The 13226-nt window shown below is 61.0% G+C and carries 12 protein-coding genes; 8 read left to right on the plus strand and 4 right to left on the minus strand.

Going from position 1 to position 13226, the window contains the following annotated elements:
- Positions 1–265: 265 nt before the first annotated feature.
- Complete coding sequence (mrdA, locus tag ACTJK7_RS24600; RefSeq protein ID WP_011335218.1) at positions 266–2158, plus strand: penicillin-binding protein 2; 1893 nt, start codon at positions 266–268, stop codon at positions 2156–2158.
- 12 nt (positions 2159–2170) lie between these two features.
- Here the strand turns inward: mrdA and ACTJK7_RS24605 are convergent, their stop codons facing one another.
- Entirely contained in the window at positions 2171–3130 is a 960-nt protein-coding gene (locus ACTJK7_RS24605; RefSeq protein WP_064381145.1) for a LysR family transcriptional regulator, read from the minus strand.
- A gap of 144 nt (positions 3131–3274) precedes the next feature.
- On the opposite strand from ACTJK7_RS24605, the gene ACTJK7_RS24610 reads away from it, so the two are divergent.
- Genes ACTJK7_RS24610 through ACTJK7_RS24620 form a run of 3 tightly spaced genes read left to right on the plus strand, consistent with a single transcriptional unit; the run spans position 3275 to position 6254 of the window.
- Complete coding sequence (locus ACTJK7_RS24610; protein WP_108562867.1) at positions 3275–4576, plus strand: MFS transporter; 1302 nt, start codon at positions 3275–3277, stop codon at positions 4574–4576.
- Complete coding sequence (locus ACTJK7_RS24615) at positions 4573–5328, plus strand: class II aldolase/adducin family protein (RefSeq protein WP_011335215.1); 756 nt, start codon at positions 4573–4575, stop codon at positions 5326–5328. The genes ACTJK7_RS24610 and ACTJK7_RS24615 overlap by 4 nt, the downstream gene beginning before the upstream one ends.
- The gene (locus ACTJK7_RS24620) at positions 5325–6254 is read left to right on the plus strand and encodes a 2-hydroxyacid dehydrogenase (protein ID WP_108562866.1); all 930 of its coding nucleotides are present in this window, start codon (positions 5325–5327) and stop codon (positions 6252–6254) included. Before ACTJK7_RS24615 ends, ACTJK7_RS24620 begins: the two co-directional genes overlap by 4 nt.
- Here the strand turns inward: ACTJK7_RS24620 and ACTJK7_RS24625 are convergent.
- The gene (locus ACTJK7_RS24625) at positions 6248–7183 is read right to left on the minus strand and encodes a LysR family transcriptional regulator (RefSeq protein ID WP_064381135.1); all 936 of its coding nucleotides are present in this window, start codon (positions 7181–7183) and stop codon (positions 6248–6250) included. The two genes, ACTJK7_RS24620 and ACTJK7_RS24625, sit on opposite strands and share 7 nt — an antisense overlap.
- 162 nt (positions 7184–7345) lie before the next feature.
- Between ACTJK7_RS24625 and ACTJK7_RS24630 the strand changes: the two genes are divergently transcribed.
- Genes ACTJK7_RS24630 through ACTJK7_RS24640 form a run of 3 tightly spaced genes read left to right on the plus strand, consistent with a single transcriptional unit; the run spans position 7346 to position 10946 of the window.
- Positions 7346–8656 (plus strand): MFS transporter, encoded by a 1311-nt coding sequence (locus ACTJK7_RS24630; RefSeq protein WP_323151133.1) that lies wholly within the window; start codon positions 7346–7348, stop codon positions 8654–8656.
- A gap of 22 nt (positions 8657–8678) precedes the next feature.
- A complete protein-coding gene (locus ACTJK7_RS24635) occupies positions 8679–9917 on the plus strand; it encodes a Zn-dependent hydrolase (protein ID WP_323151132.1) in 1239 nt (412 codons plus the stop codon).
- A 3-nt stretch (positions 9918–9920) separates the two neighbouring features.
- Positions 9921–10946, plus strand: a complete 1026-nt coding sequence (locus ACTJK7_RS24640) for a histone deacetylase family protein (protein ID WP_064381128.1) — start codon at positions 9921–9923, stop codon at positions 10944–10946.
- Between the two features lie 139 nt (positions 10947–11085).
- Here the strand turns inward: ACTJK7_RS24640 and ACTJK7_RS24645 are convergent, their stop codons facing one another.
- Both ACTJK7_RS24645 and ACTJK7_RS24650 read right to left on the minus strand, forming a co-directional pair.
- Entirely contained in the window at positions 11086–11490 is a 405-nt protein-coding gene (locus tag ACTJK7_RS24645; RefSeq protein ID WP_323151131.1) for a lysozyme inhibitor LprI family protein, read from the minus strand.
- Positions 11491–11545: 55 nt separating this feature from the next.
- Positions 11546–12466, minus strand: a complete 921-nt coding sequence (locus ACTJK7_RS24650; protein ID WP_323151130.1) for an ADP-ribosylglycohydrolase family protein — start codon at positions 12464–12466, stop codon at positions 11546–11548.
- 196 nt (positions 12467–12662) lie between these two features.
- Here ACTJK7_RS24650 and ACTJK7_RS24655 point away from each other — a divergent pair, with 196 nt between their 5' ends.
- Positions 12663–13151 (plus strand): SRPBCC family protein, encoded by a 489-nt coding sequence (locus tag ACTJK7_RS24655; RefSeq protein WP_007953087.1) that lies wholly within the window; start codon positions 12663–12665, stop codon positions 13149–13151.
- Positions 13152–13226: the final 75 nt, after the last annotated feature.

Below are 13226 nucleotides of genomic sequence, written 5' to 3' on the forward strand. Positions count from 1 at the left end.
GCCGATGGTAGTGTGGGGTTTCCCCATGTGAGAGTAGGTCATCGTCAAGATTAAATTCCGAAACCCCAATTGCGAAAGCAGTTGGGGTTTTGTTTTGCCCGCAGGAAAGTGCCTGGAGAAACCTCCAGCCGTCTCGACCGGAACCATTGGGGAAATCCTTCTGAAATGACCGCCTGGTTTTTGGTATGGTGCAGCTCGTTTTTTAACGGACTGATGTCATGCCCAAGGATCGGCGCTCATTTTTTGTCAAAGAGTGGCTGCAGAAATGCCTGAACCCATCCCTATCAAGGACCACGAAAAAGAGACGCGGCTGGTCAACAAACGCCTGATCGCCTGTGCCTTGTTCGTCTTCGCCATCAGTTGTGCCCTGGTGGTGCGCCTGTACATCCTGCAAGTCGTCGAGTTCGATTACCACTCGACCATCTCCGAAAACAATCGCGTCCATGTCCTGCCGATCCCGCCGACACGCGGCCTGATTTACGATCGCAACGGCGTGTTGCTGGCTGATAATCGTCCCAGCTACAACCTGACCATCACCCGCGAACGGGCGACTGACGTCAATCAAGAGCTGGATGAAGTCATCAACCTCCTGCACCTGCCCGCCGAAGACCGCGCAGTCTTTGACAAAGCCATGAAGCAGTCGCGTCATCCGTTTACACCCGTAACGCTGTTCTATGAGCTAACCGAAGAACAGATCGCCGTGCTGGCAGTTAACGAGTTCCGTCTACCGGGCCTGGATGTCGAGCCACAATTCGTTCGTAACTACCCGTTGGGTGCGCACTTCGCACACTCGATCGGTTACGTTGGCCGTATCAACGAAAAAGAATCCAAAACCCTCGACTCCGTCGAATACCGTGGCACCCAATCCATCGGCAAGACGGGTATCGAACGCTTCTACGAGCCACAGCTGCACGGCCACGTCGGTTACGAGGAGGTAGAGACCAACGCTCAAGGTCGAGTACTACGGGTTCTGAAACACACCGATCCGATACCAGGCAAAAACATTGTTCTAAGTCTCGACGTCAAACTCCAGGAGGCCGCCGAAGCTGCATTGGGCGACCGCCGTGGCTCAGTGGTTGCGCTGGATCCATCGACCGGCGAAGTGCTGGCCATGGTCAGCAATCCGAGCTTCGACCCTAACCTGTTCGTGACTGGTATCAGCTCCAAGGAATATTCCGCGCTGCGAGACTCCATCGACCGTCCGCTATTCAACCGCGTGCTGCGCGGCCTGTATGCACCCGGTTCGACGATCAAGCCGGAAGTGGCCATCGCTGGCCTCGACGCCGGTGTCGTCACTCCACAAACCCGAGTCTTCGATCCGGGCTACTACCAACTGCCGGATTTCGACCACAAGTATCGCAACTGGAACCACAGCGGCGACGGCTGGGTAGACATGGATGCAGCGATCATGCGGTCCAACGACACCTACTTCTACGACCTGGCGCACAAGCTCGGCATCGATCGCCTTCACGACTACATGGCGATGTTCGGCCTTGGCGAGAAAGTCTCGCTCGACATGTTCGAGGAGTCACCGGGCTTGATGCCGTCCCAGGCGTGGAAGCGCGCCACCCGGCGTCAGGCCTGGTTCCCCGGCGAAACCGTGATCCTCGGTATCGGCCAGGGCTACATGCAGGTCACGCCGCTGCAACTGGCTCAAGCCACCGCACTGATCGCCAACAAGGGCGTCTGGAACCGTCCGCACCTGGCCAAGACCGTGGATGGTGTGGCACCGGTGGACGAGCACCCGATGCCGAACATCCTGCTCAAGGATCCGCGGGACTGGGAGCAGGTCAACCACGGCATGCAGATGGTGATGCACGATGCCCGAGGCATTGCTCGTGCGGCAGCGGCCGGTGCGCAATACCGCATCGCCGGCAAGAGTGGTACGGCGCAGGTGGTGGCGATCAAACAGGGTGAGCGTTACAACCGCGAGAAAACCCTCGAGCGACATCGTGACAACGCCCTGTTTGTCGGGTTTGCCCCGGCCGAGCATCCGAAAATCGCGATCTCGGTGATGATCGAAAACGGCGAGGCCGGTGGCCGAGTTGCAGGTCCGGTGGTGCGGCAGATCATGGACGCCTGGCTACTCGACCAGGACGGTCACCTCAAGCCGCAATACGCGGCGCCGACCAAAGCGCCGGGCGATCCTCACGTGTAACCCGCTAAAGCTTCACAGCACAGGCTCACGCAAGCTGAGCATGTGCTGGAAGCTGTCGAGGAATACCGTTTCCGCCTGAGTCATCTTCTGCTCGCGGTTCCACAGCAGCTGAATATCGAAATCCACCACCCCGTCCTCCGGCGGCAAGCGCCACAGCAAACCCTGTTCGACATCCCGTCGCACCAAGTGAATCGGCAAGCAACCAATCCCGAACCCTGCACAGATCAGGCGGTAAATCTCTTCGAAACTGGTGGAGGAGGCGACGATCTTGCCGGTAAACCCCTGCTGATCGCGAAACAGTGTCAATGGCGAAAGATTGCCGCCGAGCTGATCGCTGGTGAAGCTGACGAAGTTCTCCGCCGCGAGCTGTTCCAGCGTCAGATTCTGTTGTCCGAACAGTCGATGCCGTTGCCCGCAAAAGTAGGCGTAGCGCTCTCGGAACAGTACCCGCTGCTCCAGCCGAGGCTGTGGTAGACGGCAAAGTCCGACGCCGACCGTAGCGGTCTTCTGCAGCAATGAACTGATGATGTTCGAGCTGCCCATCACCTCGACTTCCAGCTCGATTTTCGGGTGAGTTTCGTGGAAATCCGCAAGAAACTCGTCGTAATGCCGCGCCTGCACGCCACTGACGGTGAGGATACGTATCTTGCCCACTACGTCATCATGGCGATTCTCGACCACGGTGCCCAGACGGGAAATATCGCCGTAGATATCCGCCGCAATCCGCAGGACTTCCTCCCCGGTTTCCGTCAGATCAAAGCGCCGTCCGCTGCGCGCAATCAGTACACAATCCAGTTGCTCTTCGAGACGTTTCAACGCCTGGCTGACTGCCGACTGGGTGATGTGCAATCGCGCAGCGGCGCGGCTCATGCTGCCTTCCTGCCCGATCACCAGATACGTGCGAAGCAGGTTCCAATCCAGCCGGTCATTGAGAAAACGCCGGCCAATCCAGGGATTTGCGGAGGAGGTCATCTAGTAGTCACGCTAATAGTAAAGATAAGTTTTTGAAAATTGACTAATCCTGTCACGGAAGCGATAAAGCCCACAAGCGCCACAGAGCGCGACCGTCAGCCGCTTCGACACCTGCCCAAAACTATAAATACACAGGGTTCTTGCATGCACTCCACCGCTCAGCCGCGTCGCGCCGCGGCCGCTGCCTTCATTGGCACGACCATCGAGTTCTACGATTTCTATATCTACGCCACCGCCGCCGCACTGGTGCTCGGGCAAGTGTTCTTTCCCAGCAGCGACCCGGTGACCAGCACCCTCGCCGCATTCGGCAGTTTCGCCGTCGGCTTCATCGCCCGCCCGATGGCCGGGATGGTGTTCGGTCATTTGGGCGATCGTCTGGGTCGCAAGAAAATGCTGTTGGTGACCATGGCGCTGATGGGCCTGGCCACCGCCGGCATCGGTCTGCTACCGAGCTATGCCAGCGTCGGCATCTGGGCGCCGATCGGGTTGATTGTATTGCGCCTGATCCAGGGCATCTCCGTCGGCGGCGAGTGGGGCGGGGCGGTGTTGATGGCCAGTGAGCACGCGCCGGCCAAACGCAAAACCTTCTACGCCTCGTTCGCCCAGCTCGGCAGCCCGGCGGGTTTGCTGCTGGCGTTGATCGCGTTCCGACTGGTGACGTCGCTGTCGCCGGAAGACTTCCTCGTCTGGGGCTGGCGTCTGCCGTTTCTCGCCAGCGGCGTGCTGATGATGGTCGGTCTGATGATCCGTTCCGGGGTGCATGAATCGCCGGAGTTCGCCAAGGCCAGGGACAACAACGAGACGGCGAAATACCCGGTGAAAGACGTGTTCCGTCAGTGCTGGCGGCAGATCCTGTTCGCGGCCGCCGCCGTCACCATCGGCTCGGCCGGGTTCTTCTTCACCAACACCTTCATGATCACCTACGTCACTCAATATCAGGGCATACCGCGCGCAACCATTCTCGACTGCCTGTTCCTGGTGACGGTCATTCAATTGCTCTCGCAACCGTTTTCGGCGCTGCTCGCCGAGCGCATCGGCGAGGGCCGATTCCTGATGCTGGTGGCGTTGCTGTGCACGGTCACGCCGTACCCGATGTTCCTGCTGGTCGGCACTCAGAACATTCTGTTGATGACCCTCGGCATCGCCGTCGCGGTGGTGATTCTCTCGGCCCTGTACGCGGTGATCGCCGGGTACATGACCCAAGCCTTCCCGGTGCATCTGCGCTATTCGGGCATCTCCATCGCTTACCAATTGAGCTGCGCAGTAGCCGGCGGCACCACGCCGCTGATCGGTACGCTGCTGGCCAGCAAGTTCTCCGGGCAGTGGCTGCCATTGGCGGTGTTCTTCACGCTGCTGTCGGCCCTGTCTCTGATCGGTGTCTGCGGCCTCGCGCGTCTGCGGGCCAACCCGGTCGTCCTTCATACCAACAAAGAGGTGTATTCGTGAGTAAGCCCGCCCACATTGACCCGATCGAATGGCAAGCCCGTTGCGAGCTCGCCGCGCTGTACCGCTTAATCGCGCACTTTCGCATGACCGACCTGATCGACACCCACATCACCCTGCGGATTCCGGGGCCAGAGCATCATTTCCTGATCAATCGCTACGGGGTGATTTTCGACCGCATGCGCGCCTCGGATCTGGTGCGTATCGATCAGGACGGGCGCATCGTCGACCCTGAATACGCCGGGCATCGGGTCAACGCCGCCGGTTTCGTGATCCATTCGGCGATCCACATGGCGCGGCCGGATCTGAACTGCGTGATTCACACCCACACCGCTGCCGGCATGGCCGTCGCCGCGCAGAAACAAGGCCTGCTGCCGATCAGTCAGCACGCGCTGAAGTTCTACGGAAAACTCGCTTACCACACCTACGAAGGCATCGCCTTGTCGCTGGACGAGCGCGAGCGGTTGATCGCCGACCTCGGCCCGCATCGGGCGATGATCCTGCGCAATCACGGTTTGCTGGTCGGTGGCTCCGGGGTGGCCCAGGCGTTCCAGGAAATCCACTTTCTGGAACGTGCCTGCCAGGCTCAGGTTCAGGCGTTGGCCGGCGGTTGCGAGCTGCATTTCCCGTCGCCGGAAGTCTGCGCCCACACCGCCGAACAGTTCGACCGCGATGAACAGGACAACATCATCGACCTGGCCTGGGAGGCCGCACTGACCCTGATCGAATCCCAGCGCGAGTCCTATCTGTCATGAACACCGTTGCACTGATGTCCCGCGACACGCTGTTGCTCAAACAATTGCAGGAAGCCTTTGCCCGCCGTGCACCGCAGCTTTCTGTGGTGCTGGCCGACGATCCCCAAGCGGCGAATGCGCAGATCGCGGCGTGCTGGTTTCCGCTGCCGGACAGCCTCGCCGCGTTGCCCAATCTGCAAGTGATTCACTCGGTCGCCGCCGGCATCGATCATCTGGAGCACGATCCCTCATGCCCGGATCTGCCGGTGTGCCGGGTGGTTGATCCCGGGCATCGCCAAGGCATGACCGAGTTCGTGCGCTGGGCGGTGATTCACTTTCATCGCGGCTTCGATCAAGTGCTGGAGCAACAGCGCCAACAGCATTGGGAGCGACCGCTGCAACGCCCGGCCCATGAATTCCGGATCGGTGTGATGGGTCTCGGCTCGCTCGGCAGCGCGATTGCGCTAGACCTGGCCAGCGCCGGTTACGAGGTGCGTGGCTGGGCGCGCAGCAGCAAGGATTTACCGGGTGTGCAGACCTTTGCCGGCAGTGAAGCTTTCAGCCCGTTTCTGAACGGCCTGGAGTTGCTGATCAACCTGTTGCCGCTGACTCACGAGACGCGCGGCATCCTCAATCACCAGACGTTCGAACGTCTGGCCAACGGCGCGGCACTGGTCAACGTCGGTCGCGGTGGGCATCTGAACATCGAGGATCTGCAACAGGCACTGGCCCGTGGAAAACTGCGCGGTGCACTGCTCGATGTCTTCGAACAGGAGCCGTTACCCGCCGATCATCCACTGTGGAAAACCCCGGGCGTGACCATCACCCCGCACATGGCTTCGGCGGCCTCCCACGATTGCATCGCCGAGCAGATCGCCGAGAACTTCCGCCGTCTGAATGCCGGTGAGCCTTTGCTCAACAGCGCGGATCGACTGCTCGGTTACTGATCCGCCAGACAGGCCTGCAAACGTTCGATGAACAGCGTCTCGGCGCGGCTCATGCGCTGCTCGCGGTTCCACAACAGATGAATGTCGACATCGGCAATCCCTTCGTGGGGCGGCAGGCGCCAGAGCAATCCGGCCTCGACGTCCGCCGCCACCACGTGCTCCGGCAAACAACCGATACCGAACCCGGCGATCACCAGTCGCCGCACCTCTTCCAGGCTTGGCGAGGAGGCAACGATGCGCCCGCTGAAGCCTTGCTGATCGCGAAAAATCGTCAGCGGCGAGAGCATGCCGCCAATCTGGTCGCTGGTGAAACTGACGAAGTTCTCCCGCTGCAGATCGCCTTCGCCGATGTCCTGTCGGCCAAACAGCGCGTGGTGTTTGCCACAGAAAAACGCATAGCGTTGACGCAGAAACAGACGCTGTTCCAGACGCGGTTGCGGGCGGCGATTGAGGCTCAGACCAAGGGTCGCGGTTTTCTCCTGAAGCGCGCTGACGATGTCCGAACTGCGCATCACATCGACCTCCAGATCCACCCGTGGATACTGCCGATGAAAGTCAGCGAGGAAGTCATCGAAGCGCTCGGAGAAGATCCGGCTGATGATCAGCAGTCGCACCTTGCCGATCACCTCGTCGGCCGGTTGCTCCAGCAGGCTGCTGACCTGGGACATCTGCCCGTAGATCTCGCCGGCCAGTTCGAAGATCTGCTCGCCGACTTCGGTGAGGGCAAATCGTGGGCCGCGTCGGGCGATCAACTGGCGACCCAGTTGCTCCTCAAGACGCTTGAGCGCCTGGCTCACCGCCGGTTGGGTCAGATGCAGACGCGCGGCGGCACGGCTGATGCTCAGCTCCTGGCCGATCACCCGGAAGGTGCGCAGCAGGTTCCAGTCGAGGCGGTCGTTGAGCAGGCGTTGCACATCGCGTTCGGCCATGGCGGCTCTCGATTATAAGAAGAAGTAATACTCGGAATAATAAATAGAAAATTGACTAATCATAGCCCCGGGACGATAAATCACCCCACGACAGGCGCCGCCAGAGCGCCTCGGATTCAGCGTTTTCCTCCTGCCAAAAAAACAATCAAAGGAGCCCGACCCATGAAGCCCCACGCTTCGAACCAGCCGCGCCGTGCGGCGGCCGCAGCCTTCATCGGCACCATGATCGAGTGGTACGACTTTTACATCTACGCCACCGCCGCCGCGCTGGTGTTCGGCGCGCTGTTCTTTCCCTCCGACGATCCGCTGTTCAGCACCATGGCCGCATTCGGCACCTTCGCGGTGGGCTTCTTTGCCCGGCCATTGGGCGGGATCATTTTCGGTCATATCGGCGACCGTATCGGCCGCAAGAAATCACTGATCATCACGCTGTTGATGATGGGCGTGGTCACGGTGTGCATCGGTCTGCTGCCGACCTACGCGCAGATCGGCGCGACGGCGCCGGTGCTGCTGATTCTGCTGCGCATCGTCCAGGGCATCGCCGTCGGTGGCGAGTGGGGCGGGGCGGTGTTGATGGCTGGCGAGCACGCGCCAAAGGGTCGGCGCAATTTCTTCGCTTCGTTCGCGCAACTGGGTAGTCCGGCAGGTTTGATCCTGTCGCTGCTCGCCTTCAGCGCGGTGACCCGTTTACCGGAAGAAGACCTGATGAGCTGGGGCTGGCGTCTGCCGTTTCTCGCCAGTGCGCTGTTGCTGTTGGTGGGCCTGGCAATTCGTCTGGGTGTGAATGAGTCGCCGGAATTTCTCGCCAGCCGTGAGCAGGCCAGCAAGCAAATCAAGAATGAACAAGCGCCGGTGATGGAAGTGTTGCGCACCGCGTGGCGTCCGCTGTTGCTGTGCATCGGTGCCAACACGCTGGGCATCGCCGGGGTGTATTTCACCAACACCTTCATGATCGCCTACACCACTCAGCAACTGGCACTGCCGCGTTCGCTGATTCTCGAATGCCTGTTCTTCGTCGCGATCATCCAGTTCTGCATTCAGCCGCTGGCCGCGTGGGCGGCGGAGAAGATCGGCGCGACGCGATTCCTGTGCCTGGTATCGCTGCTGGCGATGGCCTCGCCTTACCCGATGTTCGTACTGGTCAGCTCGGCCCAGACGCCGCTGATCATCCTCGGCATTGCGCTGGCGGTGGTGTGCATGGCCTCGTTCTACGCGGTGATTGCCGGCTACGTCAGCGGCATGTTCGAGACCCGCGTGCGCTACACCGCGATCTCGCTGGCCTATCAGATCTGCGGCGCGGTGGCCGGTGGATTGACGCCGTTGGTCGGCACGATGCTGGCGCACAAGTTCACCGGGCAGTGGTGGCCGATGGCGGTGTTCTACAGCCTGATCGCCGGCATTTCGCTGGTCTGCGTGCTGTCCCTCGCCCGTCGCCACGCCAGTGCCCATCGCGCGGAAATGGCCCGCGCCTGACCCGGAATTTCAGGAGAACCTCATGTTGAAAATCAATGGCGAACGCCTGTGGGCGAGCCTGATGGCCATGGCCGAAATCGGTGCGACAGCCCGAGGCGGCAGCTGCCGTCTGGCATTGAGCGACGAAGATAAGGCCGGCCGCGAACTGTTCGCCCACTGGTGCCGCGAAGCCGGCATGACCCTGAGCGTGGACGCCATCGGCAACCTGTTCGCCCGTCGCGCCGGCACCGATCCGGACGCCGCGCCGGTGATGATGGGCAGCCACCTCGACACCCAGCCCGAAGGCGGGCGTTTCGACGGCGTCTACGGCGTGCTCGCCGGGCTGGAAGTGGTACGTTGCCTCAACGACCAGAACATCCAGACCCGCAAACCGCTGGAAGTGGCGGTGTGGACCAACGAAGAAGGTGCGCGCTTCACCCCGGCCATGTTCGGCTCGGCGGTGTTCACCGGGATCATGGGTCTGAATGCTGCGCTGGCGGTGCGCGATATCGATGGCATCAGCGTTGCCGAGGCTTTGCAGCGTACCGGTTACGCCGGTGAGCGTCCGTTGGGCGGCGTGGTGGATGCGTATTTTGAAGCGCACATCGAGCAAGGCCCGATCCTTGAAGACAACGCCAAAAGCATCGGCGTAGTCACGGGCGGTCAGGCGATCCGCTGGCTCGATGTGCGGGTGGAAGGCATGGCTGCCCACGCCGGTACCACGCCGATGCCGCTGCGCAAAGACGCGCTGTACGGTGTGGCGCGGATGATTCAGGCAATCGAAGGTCTGGCCGCAGATTTTGCCCCCGAAGGCCTGACCACGGTCGGCGAGTTGAGCATCAACAAATCTTCGCGCAACACCATTCCGGGTCTGGTGAATTTCACCGTTGATCTGCGTCATCACCGCGACGAAGCGATTGCTGCGATGGAGCAACAAGTCCGCGCCCGCTTACAGGCGATCGCCGATGGCCGAGGTCTGAACCTGACGATCACCCCGCACTGGATCAGCCCGGCCACGCCGTTCGACGCCGAATGTGTGGCGGCCGTGCGAGAGGCGGTGGATGCACTGGGCTACGCTCAGCAGTCGATTGTCAGCGGCGCCGGGCATGACGCGATTCACCTCGCGCGTTACTGCCCGACGGCGATGGTGTTCATCCCGTGCGTTGGCGGCCTGAGTCACAACGAAGCCGAAGACGTGTTGCCCGAAGACGTGAAACAGGGCACCGATGTATTGCTCAACGCCGTGCTGGCTCGCGCCGGTCGAATCGAACAGGGAGCCTGAACCATGCGCAGTTTTTTCCACCCCGAACAATTGCTCCACCATCCACGCAGTTACTACTCGCGGGGGCAGATGCGTACGCCGCAGGAAGTCCCCGAGCGTGCGCAGCGTCTGGTGCAGGCCGCCCACGGTCTGGGCTTCAGTGTCGAGCAGCCCGCCGATGCCGGCCTCGCACCGTTGCTGGCGGTGCATGGCGCGCCGTATCTGACCTTTCTTCAGGAAGCGCACGCACGCTGGAAAGAAATCCCGGAAGACTGGGGCGATGAAGTGATGTCGAACATCTTCGTCCGCGAGCCCAACGCCTTGCGCGGCATCCTCGCTCAGGCGGCGCGGTATCTGGCGGACGGCAGTTGCCCGGTCGGCGAGCAGACCTGGCGCTCGGCGTACTGGTCGGCGCAAAGCGCAGTGGCCGGTGCTCAGGCGCTGATCGATGGTGAGCCGGCCGCTTACGCGCTGTGCCGTCCGCCGGGGCACCATGCCCGGGCCGAAGCGGCCGGCGGTTTCTGCTACGTGAACAACGCGGCGGTGGCGGCGCAGGTGCTGCGCGCCAAGTTTGAAAAAGTCGCGGTGCTCGACACCGACATGCACCACGGCCAGGGCATTCAGGAGATTTTCTACGACCGCGATGACGTGCTCTACGTCTCGGTGCATGGCGATCCGACCAACTTCTATCCAGGCGTCGCCGGGTTCGCCGACGAACGTGGCAGCGGCGCGGGGGAGGGCTTCAACCTCAACCTGCCGATGGCCCATGGTTCAAGCGAAGCGGATTTTCTTGGGCAACTGGACGTCGCATTGAACGCGGTGCGCGAGTTCGGCGCCGAGGTGCTGGTGCTGTCGCTGGGCTTCGACATCTATGAGCTTGACCCGCAAAGCAAGGTCGCCGTGACCCGCGAAGGTTTTGCAGCACTGGGCCAGCGAGTTCGCAGCCTGGGCCTGCCATGCCTGATCGTACAGGAAGGCGGCTATCACCTGGAAAGTCTCGAAGACAATGCCCGAGCGTTTTTCGTGAATGGCGAGGTGTGGCAGATCTGAAATTGATGTGATCCGACAGGTCGCCATCGCTGACAAGCCAGCTCCCACAGGGGTTTGTGCAGTTGCAGTTTTTTGTGATCGACACAAAACCTGTGGGAGCTGGCTTGCCAGCGATGAGGCCTTCAAAAACTCTGGAAAATCAGGCTCCGGGCACCGGGCAGCTCATGTCCCCTTCCTCACATTTCAAGTACTGCTTGAGCGCCTCGGTTCGCGTCTTTGTCACCGAGGCGATGCAATTGTTGTAGATCAACGGATAAACACTCCCGCCTGCCACCCCGGATGCGGAAAACTTGCACTCGGCATCACGAAAGCCGATCCACGCCCGTTGCGCGCTCACCAGCAGTTTCTTGCCATCAGGGTTGTCCTTCAACCGGGCGGTAATCTGCTGATAAACCACGTTCAACTCCTTGTCCGCCGCCTTGTTTTCCTGTGCGGCACATTGATTCATCGTCGCCTGATCGCTGGCATTGGCGCAGTCCACGGCAGCGTGAGCAACGGAAGTGAAAAGAAAAGGCGTCAGGGCCAGAAGCAGGCGTGGGGACATGAGTCATCTCGCTTTGATGAATGAACGTGCCGGGCAGTTTAGCGACTTCGTGGCGCTAAGAAGGTGTGCGATGTCTGGATGCGTTGAGCAACCGCTCGGCAGTCGCGGCGATTTCTTCTCCGTCATGCAGCTTTTCCAGCCACCCGGACGGGATTCCCTGCACACCATAATGGGCGCCGGCCAACTGGCCGACGATGGCGGCCGTGGTGTCTGCGTCATCGCCCAGATTGGCCGCTCGCAGGACCGCTGCGGCAAAACTGTCGGTGTGGTGGAAGCACCATAACGCCGCTTCCAGAGATTCAATGCAGTAGCCACTGCCGCGAATTTCGCGCTCGGTCTTGTGCAGGTAGTGACCCCGGGCCATCGCCGCCACCTTGGGCTGGCTGAAGACTGTTTGCGCCAGAGTGCGCAGATCCGCTTTCGATGCACCTTCCAGGGCCTTGCCGAGCAGTTCGGCAAACAGTTGGCAGCATTCGATGGCCTCGGGCGCAGCGTGTGTGGTGCGTGAACTGTCGGCGGCGAATCGCCTGATTTTCCGGGCATCGGGGAAATAAAACAGCACCACGGGGATCAGGCGCATCAACGAGCCGTTTCCGGCGCTGTAGGGATCGGTGGCGCCGGCAAACGGCTCTCCGGTGTGTTGATAGCGATCCAGCGCCTGACTCACGGTCATGCCGATATCGAAACATTCGCCGGTCGAACTCAGATAACCCCATTGCCACCAGTTCAGATAGCGGCCCATCTGATCAGCGGCATCGAAGCCGTTTTTGTTCAGCAGACTTTCCGCCAGGCACAACGCCATCGAGGTGTCGTCGGTCCATTGACCGGGCTTCAGGCGAAACGGCCCGCCGCCGACCATGTCGGTCAGGGGCTGGAAGCTGCCGCGAGGCTGGAATTCGACAGTGGTTCCCACGGCATCGCCGCACGCCAGGCCGAGCAGGGCGCCACGATAACGTTCGGGGAGGGAGAGCTGCATGATGACGTCCTTGTGTCGTTCAATTCGCTGGGAACGTTAGCAGTTTCGCCGCGCTGATCCGTGCGCATTCTGACGAACCGGTGATCCAAAATACTGCCGGATATTTCAATCAGACCTGATCGTTGCACTGGATTGATACAACTTCGCATTGGACATGTGGTCATACAAGCCTACTGTTCAAAACAGGAGGTGACGTATGAAACCAGTACCCAACAGCTTTGAACGCAAGATCATGCTCAGGTCGCCGCGCTCCCATGTCTGGCGCGCCCTGGTCGATGCCGAGGCGTTCGGCCAGTGGTTCGGCGTTGCGCTGGAGGGCCGGCGGTTTATCGCCGGCGAATGGACGCAGGGGCAGGTCACTTACCCCGGTTATGAACATGTGCTCTGGAACGTGCTGGTGGAGCGAGTCGAGCCGCAGCAGCTGTTCTCCTTCCGCTGGCACCCGTACGCGGTGAACCCGAAAATCGACTACTCCCAGGAACCGACCACGCTGGTCAAATTCGAACTGCAGGACTACGAGAACGGCACGCTGCTGAAGGTCTCCGAATCAGGCTTTGCGCACATCCCCGACGTGCGCCAGAAAGAGGCGTACTACATGGACAGTCGGGGCTGGGAGGAGCAGTTGAGCCGGCTCGAACATTTCCTCACGGAGAGCGACCGGGCCCGCGAGCGTGAAGGTGGCTGATCTCGACCTGTTCAGTCCGTGGCTGAAAGTCGCGCAACTGGCGGCTTTTGCGCTTGATGCCTGACATGTCTAAGG

The sequence above is a fragment of the Pseudomonas sp. 22085 genome (assembly GCF_052045815.1).
In the GTDB taxonomy this organism is placed as follows: Bacteria; Pseudomonadota; Gammaproteobacteria; order Pseudomonadales; family Pseudomonadaceae; genus Aquipseudomonas; species Aquipseudomonas glycinae.

Coding starts and splice junctions, on each gene's coding strand:
- mrdA (WP_011335218.1), top strand. CDS start 266: ATGCCTGAACCCATCCCTATCAAGGACCACGAAAAAGAGACGCGGCTG.
- ACTJK7_RS24630 (WP_323151133.1), top strand. CDS start 7,346: ATGAAGCCCCACGCTTCGAACCAGCCGCGCCGTGCGGCGGCCGCAGCC.
- ACTJK7_RS24625 (WP_064381135.1), bottom strand. CDS start 7,183: ATGGCCGAACGCGATGTGCAACGCCTGCTCAACGACCGCCTCGACTGG.
- ACTJK7_RS24620 (WP_108562866.1), top strand. CDS start 5,325: ATGAACACCGTTGCACTGATGTCCCGCGACACGCTGTTGCTCAAACAA.
- ACTJK7_RS24650 (WP_323151130.1), bottom strand. CDS start 12,466: ATGCAGCTCTCCCTCCCCGAACGTTATCGTGGCGCCCTGCTCGGCCTG.
- ACTJK7_RS24635 (WP_323151132.1), top strand. CDS start 8,679: ATGTTGAAAATCAATGGCGAACGCCTGTGGGCGAGCCTGATGGCCATG.
- ACTJK7_RS24605 (WP_064381145.1), bottom strand. CDS start 3,130: ATGACCTCCTCCGCAAATCCCTGGATTGGCCGGCGTTTTCTCAATGAC.
- ACTJK7_RS24655 (WP_007953087.1), top strand. CDS start 12,663: ATGAAACCAGTACCCAACAGCTTTGAACGCAAGATCATGCTCAGGTCG.
- ACTJK7_RS24645 (WP_323151131.1), bottom strand. CDS start 11,490: ATGTCCCCACGCCTGCTTCTGGCCCTGACGCCTTTTCTTTTCACTTCC.
- ACTJK7_RS24610 (WP_108562867.1), top strand. CDS start 3,275: ATGCACTCCACCGCTCAGCCGCGTCGCGCCGCGGCCGCTGCCTTCATT.
- ACTJK7_RS24640 (WP_064381128.1), top strand. CDS start 9,921: ATGCGCAGTTTTTTCCACCCCGAACAATTGCTCCACCATCCACGCAGT.